Source organism: Pseudomonadota bacterium (genome assembly GCA_018823285.1).
GTDB lineage: Bacteria > Desulfobacterota > Desulfobulbia > Desulfobulbales > JAGXFP01 > JAHJIQ01.
In genome coordinates, this window is sequence record JAHJIQ010000077.1 from 20,484 (window position 1) to 32,023 (window position 11,540).

Annotated in this window: 15 protein-coding genes; 10 read left to right on the top strand and 5 right to left on the bottom strand. The window is 52.1% G+C overall.

Going from position 1 to position 11,540, the window contains the following annotated elements; translation table 11 throughout:
* Positions 1 to 245: 245 nt before the first annotated feature.
* Entirely contained in the window at positions 246 to 1,406 is a 1,161-nt protein-coding gene (locus tag KKG35_16960; protein ID MBU1739822.1) for an ATP-binding protein, read from the bottom strand.
* A gap of 139 nt (positions 1,407 to 1,545) precedes the next feature.
* Here KKG35_16960 and KKG35_16965 point away from each other — a divergent pair, with 139 nt between their 5' ends.
* A complete protein-coding gene (locus tag KKG35_16965; protein ID MBU1739823.1) occupies positions 1,546 to 1,710 on the top strand; it encodes a hypothetical protein in 165 nt (54 codons plus the stop codon).
* A gap of 283 nt (positions 1,711 to 1,993) precedes the next feature.
* A complete protein-coding gene (locus tag KKG35_16970; GenBank protein ID MBU1739824.1) occupies positions 1,994 to 2,521 on the top strand; it encodes a rhodanese-like domain-containing protein in 528 nt (175 codons plus the stop codon).
* Between the two features lie 486 nt (positions 2,522 to 3,007).
* Here KKG35_16970 and KKG35_16975 read toward each other — a convergent pair whose 3' ends face one another.
* On the bottom strand, positions 3,008 to 4,564 hold the full coding sequence (locus KKG35_16975; GenBank protein MBU1739825.1) for a trypsin-like peptidase domain-containing protein: 1,557 nt from the start codon (positions 4,562 to 4,564) through the stop codon (positions 3,008 to 3,010).
* A gap of 166 nt (positions 4,565 to 4,730) precedes the next feature.
* Here KKG35_16975 and KKG35_16980 point away from each other — a divergent pair, with 166 nt between their 5' ends.
* The 8 genes from KKG35_16980 to KKG35_17015 all read left to right on the top strand — a co-directional run bounded on the left by KKG35_16980 (position 4,731) and on the right by KKG35_17015 (position 9,512).
* The gene (locus KKG35_16980; protein MBU1739826.1) at positions 4,731 to 5,474 is read left to right on the top strand and encodes a SagB/ThcOx family dehydrogenase; all 744 of its coding nucleotides are present in this window, start codon (positions 4,731 to 4,733) and stop codon (positions 5,472 to 5,474) included.
* A gap of 194 nt (positions 5,475 to 5,668) precedes the next feature.
* Positions 5,669 to 6,262, top strand: a complete 594-nt coding sequence (locus tag KKG35_16985; GenBank protein MBU1739827.1) for a hypothetical protein — start codon at positions 5,669 to 5,671, stop codon at positions 6,260 to 6,262.
* Between the two features lie 8 nt (positions 6,263 to 6,270).
* Positions 6,271 to 7,080: a DUF3786 domain-containing protein gene (locus KKG35_16990; GenBank protein MBU1739828.1), complete on the top strand. Its 810-nt coding sequence runs from the start codon at positions 6,271 to 6,273 to the stop codon at positions 7,078 to 7,080.
* The gene (locus KKG35_16995) at positions 7,064 to 7,357 is read left to right on the top strand and encodes a hypothetical protein (protein ID MBU1739829.1); all 294 of its coding nucleotides are present in this window, start codon (positions 7,064 to 7,066) and stop codon (positions 7,355 to 7,357) included. The genes KKG35_16990 and KKG35_16995 overlap by 17 nt, the downstream gene beginning before the upstream one ends.
* Complete coding sequence (locus tag KKG35_17000) at positions 7,345 to 7,749, top strand: diacylglycerol kinase (GenBank protein MBU1739830.1); 405 nt, start codon at positions 7,345 to 7,347, stop codon at positions 7,747 to 7,749. The genes KKG35_16995 and KKG35_17000 overlap by 13 nt, the downstream gene beginning before the upstream one ends.
* A 302-nt stretch (positions 7,750 to 8,051) precedes the next feature.
* A complete protein-coding gene (locus KKG35_17005; GenBank protein ID MBU1739831.1) occupies positions 8,052 to 8,462 on the top strand; it encodes a twin-arginine translocation signal domain-containing protein in 411 nt (136 codons plus the stop codon).
* 13 nt (positions 8,463 to 8,475) lie between these two features.
* Complete coding sequence (locus tag KKG35_17010) at positions 8,476 to 9,132, top strand: MBL fold metallo-hydrolase (GenBank protein ID MBU1739832.1); 657 nt, start codon at positions 8,476 to 8,478, stop codon at positions 9,130 to 9,132.
* A complete protein-coding gene (locus KKG35_17015; GenBank protein MBU1739833.1) occupies positions 9,129 to 9,512 on the top strand; it encodes a VOC family protein in 384 nt (127 codons plus the stop codon). The genes KKG35_17010 and KKG35_17015 overlap by 4 nt, the downstream gene beginning before the upstream one ends.
* 422 nt (positions 9,513 to 9,934) lie before the next feature.
* Here KKG35_17015 and KKG35_17020 read toward each other — a convergent pair whose 3' ends face one another.
* The 3 genes from KKG35_17020 to KKG35_17030 all read right to left on the bottom strand — a co-directional run.
* On the bottom strand, positions 9,935 to 10,330 hold the full coding sequence (locus tag KKG35_17020) for a type II toxin-antitoxin system RelE/ParE family toxin (GenBank protein MBU1739834.1): 396 nt from the start codon (positions 10,328 to 10,330) through the stop codon (positions 9,935 to 9,937).
* Between the two features lie 2 nt (positions 10,331 to 10,332).
* Positions 10,333 to 10,608: a type II toxin-antitoxin system Phd/YefM family antitoxin gene (locus tag KKG35_17025; GenBank protein ID MBU1739835.1), complete on the bottom strand. Its 276-nt coding sequence runs from the start codon at positions 10,606 to 10,608 to the stop codon at positions 10,333 to 10,335.
* Between the two features lie 373 nt (positions 10,609 to 10,981).
* Positions 10,982 to 11,540 (bottom strand): transposase (locus tag KKG35_17030; GenBank protein MBU1739836.1); only part of this gene is annotated, 559 nt, incomplete at its 5' end.

Below are 11,540 nucleotides of genomic sequence, written 5' to 3' on the forward strand. Positions count from 1 at the left end.
TCTACAGTCGGCTTGCGAGGTGTTATTCCCTCTCGCCACAAAGCATTCTACTCTCATGCCATGTCAAATATTTGAAGCTCCCTTCGGCAGATAGCGAACAGTGTGAAACCCGGAACCTCCATGCAGACGCTTACCTCAAGCTACGGGAAATGCATTCACTATTCATGTTCAAGCACGGCCGCTCTCTCTCCGAATTACAAATCCTTCACTGAAGACGTTCGCCACAGGAAACGCAATTAAGGCAACTATTCGACTTCCAAAAAGGAAAACTCCTTCCAGGGAACGGTTTGAACTTTTTCCTGCTTTCTTGACTGATCTCCACCGTACACAAGAAAGCATTTCCTGGTCTGCAAATAAATATTTCTGAAGTGTTTCAGACCACTGAAATGTTCTCCGATAAGGGTCTGGCTTGATTTGATCTCAAGCATGTCAACATGAGAACCATAATCCAGCAGGACGTCCACCTCGTGTCCCTTGCTGTCGCGAAGGTAATAAAGATTGTCGGTTTGCCCTCTGTTGAATCTTTTTTTCAGCAATTCAGAGACAACGAGATTCTCAAACAATGCCCCACGCAGGGGATGGGCGGAAACATGTTCAATTTTCTGGATGCCGAGAAGGTAAGCAGCCAGACCGGTATCAATAAAATACAGCTTAGGAGCCTTGATCAACCGCTTCCCCAGATTGTGGTAATAAGGCTGCAGAAGTTTGATGATATAGCTGGCCTCCAGGATTGATAACCAGCTTTTGATTGTATTATGATTGACCCCGCAGTCATTCCCCAGAGATGAAAAATTAACAACCTGCCCGCACCGGGAGGCACAGAGTTTGAGGAATGTTTCAAAGCGTGACAGATCTTTTACATTAATCAGCAAACGCAAGTCCCTTTCAACATAGGTACTGAAGTAGAACGACAGCGCTTCCGTCGGATTGAGTTTCTTGTCATAGATTCTTGGATAAAATCCCTGATAAAGAAGTTTGTCAATCGAGTCAATTTCCTGCAGCGATGCAATCTCAGCCAAGGAAAAAGGCAGCAGCCGGACAAGTGCGGTTCGACCGGCCAACGACTGGCTGACCGTGTTCATAAGTTCGAAATTCTGGCTCCCGGTGAGGATAAATTGCCCGGGCTTTTGTGATTCATCAACGACACCCTGGATATAAGACAACAATTCAGGTACGCGTTGAATCTCATCCAGCACGGCACCATCAGGAAAACGGTTCAGAAACCCCCGTGGATCTGATACGGCAAAATTTCGATCTTCAATGGTTTCCAGGGAGGCATATGGCATGTCAGGAAACAGCATTCTGCAGAGTGTTGTCTTCCCTGACTGGCGCGGTCCGGTGATGGTAACCACAGGATACTGACCGGCATATTGAAGCACTTTGTCTGCAATTATTCTTGGGATCATGACTTCACCACATAATCAATTCGGAACAGATTGTCAATCATACTTACAATCCGTACACAAAAAACCGGACCTGCTCTTTCACCCTGAACACCAGCTACACCAATTGTGCGCACAGATCGCACCAAAAGCAAAAAGCCATGTGTACCCCCCTTTCATCCATTTCGACAACCGGGGCGAGGTCAATATCGAGATCCCCGGCGACTTCAGCGTAAAACCCTCCCTCGGCTTCTCCTCGGCCATCGAAGCAAAACTGGGCTACCCGGCCGTCACCTACACCACCCGCCAACCGGAACTGAAAGTCTGAAAGCAGCCCTGGAAACAGAACCGGCAATAACGCCTCCTGCCGATTTTCTGCTCCGGGAATCCCGGGTCCAGTCAAGGCTCAGCTGTCGCATCTTGCTCCATTTCTCTTTTGCCCGGAAACCAGCGGAAACACCATCAGGCAAGGGATTGCGACCCTGCCTCAAGCCAAGCGAAACCCTCCCTTTACAAGGCCCCTCCTTTCTGTTATAAAGCCTCGGTTCCATTTTTTATCGGGCTCGAGAGAGAGCCTCTTTACCAACCTATTCACAAATGAGGGGAGTACAATGATCAAAGCTGTAAAATGTCTATTAGCCCTTGGCCTTTTCGCCGGCATGGCGTCAATGGCCTCAGCGACAACCGTCGATGCCGAGAAAGCCTTTCTGGGCGACCTGAAAAAATCCATCCCGGCGGAAAAGATCGTCTCCATTGACGAACTCCATAAGACCTGGGAAGCGGTCCAGGCGGGAAAAAGCAACGCCGTCATCATCGACATCCGGACCCATGACGAATTCGACGCCGGCCATATCCTCGGCTCAAACAATATCGACTCAGGCCATGCCTACACCATGCCCAAGAAAATCACCGATCCCGACACGGAGATCTGGGTCTTCTGCAGAACCCAGCACCGGGCCTCCTACTTTGTCTCCATGCTTTACAAGTACGGCTACAAAAACGTCTATCTTGCCGAAGGCGGGGTCGTGGCCTGGATTGAAAAGGGCTATCCGCTGGCCAATGAATACCTCGGGGAGATCACGGTCGCCAAGTACAACAAGCAATTGAAAGAAGACTTCACCTACCGGGAAGGACACTGATTGAAGCTCCCCGCGGCAGATAAGCGCCAGACTTCGAGCCACGGGGAATCTCCGTATGGAAGGTTATTTACATCAGATTCGCTCACTATCCCCGCAGCAGATAGCGCAGACTTCGAGCTGCGGGGAATGCGTTTCGCTATGCATGTTCAACCCGCAGTTTCTATTCAGGGCAGAGCGACCAGTGTCGCCTTGCCCTTTTTTGTTTTTCCCACCCTTTTGCAATTCGCCACTTTCACCTTTCGGGTAGAAGTCTTGATATCTCGTGAACTCGCTTATCGGAAGAAGAGAAAGTGAGTCGTCTCCACAGGGAAGGGCATCTCCTCCGGATTCGTTTTCTAACTCCGTAGCAAGTTACGTGAAATCTCCGTATGCGCGGTTCCATTCAGATTCGCACCAATCTAGCAGCAGACAGCGAGCAGTGTAAGACTTCGATCTACAGCCTCCCATGCCCAAGCATGCAGATTGAACTGCCGGGCGGCCCGAAATTCATTCTTCACTCTTGTATGCAGTTTCTGACATTCTCTCAGATGTCGCGTCCTTCTTCTTCAGCAGATCATCTGAACGATCGGCCGGGATTTTGTATCTTTTGAGGATTTTCTCGTGTTCGGCTTCGGCTTTTTTCCGGTCGAGGACGATGGCCGAGCCCCACCGGTCGGAAAAAGTGACGAACGGCTCATTTTTGTCCTCTTCCAGGATTCTGATCAGGTCTTTCAGGTTGTTGATCTTCCGGTCATTGACCTTGATGATCCGGAAATCGCCGGACTCGTGATATCCCCGGTTCACTTCCGCCGGAAGGACCCGGACCAGATTAACCACCTCTTCCCCCTTCTGCTCCAGCTGGTCGAAATAGTACCTGGCGATCAGGTTCTTGGGCGCGCTGTTGTACCAGGTAGCGCCCCAGGTCTTCAGGTAATTGACGGTGAGTGGCGAAAAGATCAGGCCGCCGAAAATATAGTAGGTGGGCCGGACGTCGAACTGTTCCGGCGGAACCAGCTGGTTCGAGCCTGAAGGCATATCAAGTTTCAGTCGGACTTCCAACTTCTTGCCGTCTCGAAGAACCCCGACGACCATCTCATCTCCGACCTGATGATCCTGGGTGTAGTAGTTCAGGTTGGTCCGCTCCTTCGGGCGGAATTCCACGGTGCCGTCGCTGGCAACCCGGTGACCATCGATACTCATGATCACGTCCCCTTTGCTGATCCTGCCTTCAGCGGGCGAACCGGGAACGACCCGGTAGACCAGGCAGCCCGATTGATCCCGGCTCATTTTATACCTGGCCCTGATTCCTTCATTCTCCATGGACTGGCAGTAAATTCCGTCCTCCGGAAAACCGTCATACCTGCCGTCTTTCAGATCATCGAGAAAATGATCAATCACCGGTGCCGGCACCATGTAGCCGATATTTTCAGCGGTACCGATATACTGCATGGCAACGCCGACCACCTTGTCGTCGATCAGGACCGGCCCGCCGCTGCTGCCGAGATTGATCGCGGCATCGATCTGGACGGCAAGGAACCCCATCAGGCTGTGGCTGTATACCTGATGCTCGATCCTTGAGACCACGCCCTTGGTGGTGGAGAGGGTGTCACCCCCCTGGGGAAAGCCGTAGACCACAACATCCTGCTGGGTCTGGGGTAACCCGCCGATCTCAAGAGGAACCACCCCCTTGAAGAAACTACTGTCCCTCACGGTCAGGAGGGCCAGGTCAACCTCATGGGACACCGCCACCACTTCCGCCTCATACTTCTTCGAATGACCGAAGAGCCTGACCTGGATATAGGTCTGATCGCTGATCACGTGGGCGTTGGTGAGAATCCTGTTGCCGGAAATCACGCAGCCGGAGCCGCTGGAAGAAGACGAGCCGAACATGTTCCACGGGTTGGTATAATCGGGCCGGTTCTGGACCACGAAGATCTTGACCATCGATTCCCGGACATCTCTTTTGGCAGATTCCGCATTTGCAGGTAGAATGAGACCGGGAAAAAGGATGAGCAAGACGATCAGGACTCTGAACCCGACGTTTCTTTTCTTCAGCTTGTTCATGGATATCCCCTGAATATTGTGAATGTTTACCGGATAAAAAGGTAACAGATAAAGCGACTGACACGAAGATACCATATTTTGCCTGTCATGCCATCTCATGAAGAGATGAGCAGAGCTAAATTCACCGGGGATCTTCACCTGTCACTCTTTTTGCGGAGGAAAAATCATGCCTGAACTGAAAAAGTCGATCTCCATCCGTTTCCTGGAAGAGACCCGCCATGACCGGAGCGAAATGAACCCCGCGGACCGCCCGAACATCGACCGGTGCGGGACCTTCAAAACCTACCCCGAGTCGGAAAAAATCATCCTGCCGAGAATCAGCAGCACAACCTGCAAGAACCTCTGGCAGTCTCTCCAGGACAGGAGATCACGGAGAAAATTCAGCGACCAGGCCCTTGCGCGGAAGGACCTCTCGCTGCTGCTCTGGGCTGCCCAGGGGATCACCGGCCAGGCCGGGAAATACTTTTTTCGGACCGCCCCCTCGGGAGGGGCGCTCTACCCGATTGAAACCTACCTGGCAATCAACCGGGTGGAAGGTATTGCTGCGGGGATCTATCATTTTGAGCCACAGGAGTTTCTACTGGAAAAACTCACCTCCTCGCCGCCGGGGCCGGACCTTGCCGCGGCCGCCCTTGGCCAGAATTTTGCCGCCACCGCGGCGGTGACCTTTATCTGGTCGGCCGTTTTCCGCAGGACCATGAGCAAATACGGCCATCGCGGCATGCGCTACATCCTCCTTGACGCCGGCCATATCTGCCAGAATCTGCTGCTTGCCGCTGAAGCACTGGAGCTTTCGGCGTGCCCGATGGCGGCCTTTTTCGACCGGGAGATGAACGACCTTCTCCATCTCGACCCCGATGAGGAGTCGGTGATCTACATGGCCGCCGCCGGCCGGGGGGCAGCTCTCTGAACACCCTGCATACCTGCCGGAAACAGATCTTTCCGGCGAGGCTTGTAAAGTGTTGCCGAATCGGGAGTTGACCTTTATAATCTGCCTGCTGCCGCAAACTTATTCACCCTGAAACAGTCCGCAAAAAAAGCGACCGATTTATTAAACTTCGCGTTGCGGAGAAAGATTTTCCCATGCGTCTTCAAGGAGTGTTCATGAAGAAACCTCTCATCCTTTGCATCCTGGTCCTCAATGCCGCCATCTCGACCAATGCCCTCGGCGCCAGCGGCTGCGTCAAAGGCGACTGCGAGGAGGGGCGCGGAGTGTACCGCTTCCTTGACGGCACCATCTACACCGGTGATTTTGAAGAAGGGATCATGGAGGGCCAGGGCCGCATGCAATATCCGGACGGCACCGAGTATGATGGGCATTACCGGAAAGGGAAGCAGGACGGCATCGGCAAAATAACCTATCCCAGCGGCAGCAGTTACAGCGGCGGGTTCATGATGGGCCTGAAGTACGGCGAGGGGGTCTATATTTACGCCGACGGCTCACAGTACCAGGGGCATTTCATCAACGACATCCCGGAAGGTGCGGGGAAGATGACTTTCCCTGACGGCGCCCGGTACGAAGGGGAATTCAAAAATGGTCTTTTCCACGGCCGGGGGCTTTTTATCTATGCTGACGGCGGCAGCTACGAGGGAGAGTTCAAGAGGGGCAAAAAAGACGGCCGGGGGACCTACACCTTCCCGGACGGCGACAAGCAGACCGGCTCCTTCCTCCAGGATAAGTTTCAAGCGGAGAAATAGCCCCCGCCATGTCTGAACTCAAAAACCCGCTCGATGTCTACAAACTCCTGCCCAAAAACAATTGCGGCCAGTGCTACCTGCCGACCTGCCTCGCTTTTTCCGCAGCGGTGGTCAGCGGCGGAAAAAAGCTTGCTGATTGCCCGCACCTTGACCCTGCCGTCATTGCAAAGTTCAGCGGCGGCGGACGCGCTACGACCCTCTACGATGTCCAGCTCGCCGAAAAACTGGATATTTTGAAAGAAAGCGTCTCCCGACTTGATTTCGCCAAAACCGCCGCAAAGATCGGCGCCGAACTCGTCGGCGATAAAATCGTGGTCAAATCCCTCGGCAAAAATTTCACCATCGACACGCTCGGCAATATCACATCCGAATGCCACACCCACCCAGGCCTTGCCATCCCGCTGCTCAGTTACCTCAGCGAAAGCTCCGGGAAGGACGTGACCGGCCACTGGGTCCCTTTCCGGGAGCTGAAAAACGGCAGTGCGATGAACGCGCTCTTTGTGAAAAGAGGCGAACAGCGGTTACGAAAACTTGCCGATGACCACCCCGACCTCTTTGCCGACCTGCTGAGTATTTTCAGCGGCCATATCCCGGAAAACGATTTTGCGGCCGACATGTCTCTCGCCCTCTATCCCCTGCCGAAGGTCCCGGTGATGATCTGCTACTGGCAGCCGGAAGACGATCTGGAAAGCAGATTGAACATCTTTTTTGACCGCTCCGCCGAAGACCATTTGCGGATCGAATCCATTTTCGCCCTGGGAGTGGGGATGGTGATGATGTTTGAAAAAATCGCCTTGAAACATGCTGCCGTTAAGTGAGGAGACTGCTAAAAAAATCGCGGCTCTCTTTCCCGAGTCTCTTCGGGATGAGGTCCGGCAGCTTCTAGAGATCGAGTGCGGCGACAATATTCCTTTCTGCGAAAACGCTGACGAATTTTCCATGGAACGGATACGTTTTGCCGCCCTCAAAGTGAGCGAAGGCCGACTGGAAAAGCTCCTGGAGGCGGTGATCCTCGCCCAGACCGACTGGCGGGACCTGCTGGTCTCGGCAGACTTTGCGGAAGATGTGAATGCCCACCGGAGATGGCAGCCATGACCAGCGAAGATGTGACGCAGAAGATTCCCGGGCGGAAAAAAGGGATTTCCAGAATTGTTTCCGCCTTCGGATACTCCATGGCCGGGCTGCGCTTTGCCGCAACCCGCGAGACCGCTTTCAGGCAAGAGCTGCTTCTCTTTGTCCTGCTACTGCCGCTCCTGGCCCTGCTCCCTTTAAGCCTCCCCTTCAAGGCAATTCTCCTCGCAGCAAACGCCCTGGTCCTGATCACCGAGTTGATCAACTCGGCCCTTGAGGCGGTGGTCAATCTGGCTTCCCCCGGTTATCACGAGCTTGCCGGCCGCGCCAAGGACCTGGCCAGCGCGGCCGTGCTGCTCAGCCTTTTAAACGCCCTCTCTCTCTGGATCATGGCCCTTATCTCTCTTTTTCCTTAGTGTCACGTCAACTCTGAACCGTCACATCTTTCTCGTCGTTTTTCGCGCCTCCTGCGTTACCTGTTGGGTTACATAGCGCTGCTATGCAACCCAACACATGCCTTGCCGGCACAAAAAATGCCGGAAAAATATTATGACATTTCATCCTTGACGCGACACTAGCCCCCGGATCGTTTCCAGCAGCTCATTTTTTTTGCTCTGTTAAAATTTATTTCGCCGCCTATAATGGTTATTGTTGGCTGATACTTTCGAGTCATTTGAGGCGGAAAACAGATCAATCAAATTACCAAAAGGAGACCGAAATGAAAGATCGCAGAGATTTTCTAAAGGCAACCGCGGCAGTAACCGCAGGCATCGTCACCAGCAGGGTGGTCCCGGCGCTCGCTTATGGCGGCAGCTCTTTTCCGGCCGGGGTCGTTTATACCAAGGACAACCCCGGAAAATGGGCGGGAAAAGTGGGCAGCCACGCCCCGGTGGTCACCATAAACGGCCGCAAGGTGACCATTGAGACCAAGCATCCGATGTCCGAAGCCCATTTCATTGTCCGCCACACCCTGGTCTCCAGCACCGGTGAGGTTCTCGGTGACGCCACTTTCACCGGTACCGACAAAAAGGCTCTCTCGGAATATGAGGTCCCTGCTGGGCATTCCGATCTTTACGCCACCAGCTTCTGCAACCAGCATGATTTCTGGGTCACCGAATTCGTCATCTGAAATGACCGATGAGATTTTAATCAAACAGATCGTGGTCGGCTCTTTCCGGGTGAACTGCTATCTCGTCGCCTGCCCGAAAACAAAAAATTGTGTGATCATCGATCCGGGCGGCGACGCTGATCTGATCCTGCAGTCCGTCAGGGAGGACGGACTGCACCCCCTGTTCATTTTAAACACCCACGGCCACGCCGACCATGTGGTGGCGAACCGGCAATTAAGTGCGGCGTTCTCCATCCCGGTCTGCATGCATGAAGACGACGACATCTTCTTCGCCGATCCTGCGGTTCGCCTGGTTTCCGAGAAAGAACTCGGCCTGGTGCCTCCCGGCCCGGCCGATATCCGCCTGAAAGACGGGGAAGTCCTTGAAGTGGGATCCCTGCGGATCAGGGTCATCCATACCCCAGGACACACTCCGGGGTCGGTCTGTTATCTTGTCGCTGGAAATCTGTTCACCGGCGACACGCTCTTTGTCGGCGATGTCGGCCGCACCGATCTCAGCGGCGGCTCGTTTGACAAGCTGCTGGCCTCGATCAAGGACAAAATCCTGCCCCTTCCGGATACCACTAAGGTCTTGCCGGGCCACGATTACGGGGAGGCCCCCACCTCCACCCTCGCCTGGGAAAAGGAAGAAAACCCCTACATCACCGACTTTATTCTGGCCGCAGAATGAGGGTAACGATCAAGAACATCGACCATCTGGTCCTGACCGTCACGGATATAAACAGAACCTGCGAGTTTTACCGGAAGATACTGGGCATGGAGGTGGTCACTTTCGGAGAAAACCGCAAAGCCCTCGCCTTCGGCAACCAGAAGATCAACCTCCATGAGTACGGCAGAGAGATATCCCCCCATGCGACAAGCCCCGCACCAGGCTCGGCCGATCTCTGCCTGATCAGCGACACCCCGCTCGCCACAATCATCGCGTACCTGCGGGAAAACAACGTCGTGATCATCGAAGGCCCGGTCCGGCGAACCGGCGCCATCGGCTCGCTCACCTCGATCTACTTCCGCGACCCGGATGGCAACCTCTTGGAAATAGCCAATTACTGACGATCGATCTCCCGGCCCGTTAATCTTTTAAAAACCTCCCCCGATCAGGCAGTTACGGCACAGATACAATCCCCCAACAACCTATCGACGAATTCCGCACAAGGAATCGTATTACCGCGTGAATAGGCCAAAAGAACAATCTTGATCAGTATTTTGGGGGAATAGGCGGGAGCTCCGGTCTCATCGTTTTTATAACGGGCATTGAATACGGAAAGATCCAGCTCGTTGTCCACCAGGAAGTTCAGGGTGTATTCAAAGGTTCCTTTCCGGATCTGATGCGAGAGATGGATCGGGGCAAATATCCCCTGAGCAGTGGATTACGGCTTGAAGTTTGGCATTGTAATATCCGGTGCAGAAGGTGAGGGGTGCTCATGCAATAAACACTCGGATCTCACAGCATTTCACCTAACAATTCCAGCTATTTATACTTTTTCTACAGGCTCAACGTTTTGGGTAACAAGCGGGCCGCCAAAACTTGCCGCGTCAGCGCCGCGAACGTTCTTCCCGTCTGGTATGCGCTTGTTATGCCTTATTTCTTCTGTCGGCAAAATTTGTTTGCCATGCCGAACAGTAAGTACAGATATTTTGCTTTTATCTACCCGGTAGATAATTCTGTAATTTCCATAAATCAACTCTCGAAAGTCTTCTCTATGTGTTTCCGGAACTATTCGGCCACTTTTAGGTGATGATTTGAGGAGTTGAACCTTGTCAAATAAAGTTTCTACCCAACTTGTGGCTGCTGAGGGATTGTCTTGAGCAATGTATTCCGCAATTTCTGTTGTCCTGTCTATTGCGAGGGGAGACCAAATGATTCTCATTTTCAAATCCGCCCTAAAATTGCTGCTTTTGCTTCATTATGATCAATGCCACTCCCAGCATCAATTTGTGCTATGGAAGTTTGTACGTCCTCCAATAATTCCATTTTTTCTTGCATGGCCTCATACGCTGCTACGTCAAGCAGCACCGCAACACCTTTGCCGTGTTGGGTAATAACTAAAGGTCTTTTTGTGTCATGTACTTGTTTCAGGAAAGAAGCAATTCCAGTTCTGAATTCTGACATGGGACGAATGTCTTGATCGATTTTCAATCTTTGCATAATGCACCTCGCAGTTGTTTTTATGGTACATTATACCGTACGTTATTATGGTCAAACAAGTTGTTTTTTGAAGGCATAACGAGCCTGTAGAAAAAGCAGTTTAGCGAGGAAGTGTTTTTCCGGCCGGATGATTTTTTAAGGCCCGGTTTTAAAAGGTAAAAGTAAAAAAAGAAAAGAAAAGGGGTCAAGTCTTTGCTTGACCCTTGCTCAGTTTCGACCTAATTTCTGCAAGCATTTTGCGAAGACGATTATCATTGCAAAAGGGGTCAAGTCTTTGCTTGACCCTTGCTCAGTTTCGTCCTAATTTCTGCAAGCATTTTGCGAAGACGATTATCATTGGAAAGTAGAGTTTCCGTGCGGAAAAGAAAAGGGGTCAAGTCTTTGCTTGACCCTTGCTCAGTTTCGACCTAATTTCTGCAAGCATTTTGCGAAGACGATTATCATTGGAAAGTAGAGTTTCCGTGCGAATAACCGCGCTACTGACTGAACTGTAACTGCCAAGGTCAAATCCTTTGCAAATATCCTCTAATTTCTCCCGGCTGAGTTTCCTGCAGAGATAGATAGCCAGGTTCCTTGGTTCATTTGCTTGACCACGTACGGTCTTTGCTAATGCTGTAATTGGAATTCCGTAACTCTGGCAGACTGTTTCCTTTATATCCGGAATCGATGGAGCAAGTTGCCAGGATTGTGGTACTTCTTGATGTCTGTTCCGTTCGAAAAATTCATCTTTTACCCATTGGACAAAAGTGTCTGTTCCGAAAACAGAAGGCAGATTTTTTTTACCGAAAAACCCCAGCACTTCCTGAGTTTCTTCGCCTTGGATGAATTTTCTGTACTCCTTTACGGCAACGGCCGGTTTCTCGGATAACATGGAAAGCAGGAGCTTCTTGGAGAGCCAATCCCATTTCCTGGCGTTGGATAGGTAACCGGCA

Coding starts and splice junctions, on each gene's coding strand:
- KKG35_16960 (MBU1739822.1), bottom strand. CDS start 1,406: ATGATCCCAAGAATAATTGCAGACAAAGTGCTTCAATATGCCGGTCAG.
- KKG35_16970 (MBU1739824.1), top strand. CDS start 1,994: ATGATCAAAGCTGTAAAATGTCTATTAGCCCTTGGCCTTTTCGCCGGC.
- KKG35_16975 (MBU1739825.1), bottom strand. CDS start 4,564: ATGAACAAGCTGAAGAAAAGAAACGTCGGGTTCAGAGTCCTGATCGTC.
- KKG35_16980 (MBU1739826.1), top strand. CDS start 4,731: ATGCCTGAACTGAAAAAGTCGATCTCCATCCGTTTCCTGGAAGAGACC.
- KKG35_16985 (MBU1739827.1), top strand. CDS start 5,669: ATGAAGAAACCTCTCATCCTTTGCATCCTGGTCCTCAATGCCGCCATC.
- KKG35_16990 (MBU1739828.1), top strand. CDS start 6,271: ATGTCTGAACTCAAAAACCCGCTCGATGTCTACAAACTCCTGCCCAAA.
- KKG35_16995 (MBU1739829.1), top strand. CDS start 7,064: ATGCTGCCGTTAAGTGAGGAGACTGCTAAAAAAATCGCGGCTCTCTTT.
- KKG35_17000 (MBU1739830.1), top strand. CDS start 7,345: ATGGCAGCCATGACCAGCGAAGATGTGACGCAGAAGATTCCCGGGCGG.
- KKG35_17005 (MBU1739831.1), top strand. CDS start 8,052: ATGAAAGATCGCAGAGATTTTCTAAAGGCAACCGCGGCAGTAACCGCA.
- KKG35_17015 (MBU1739833.1), top strand. CDS start 9,129: ATGAGGGTAACGATCAAGAACATCGACCATCTGGTCCTGACCGTCACG.
- KKG35_17020 (MBU1739834.1), bottom strand. CDS start 10,330: ATGAGAATCATTTGGTCTCCCCTCGCAATAGACAGGACAACAGAAATT.
- KKG35_17025 (MBU1739835.1), bottom strand. CDS start 10,608: ATGCAAAGATTGAAAATCGATCAAGACATTCGTCCCATGTCAGAATTC.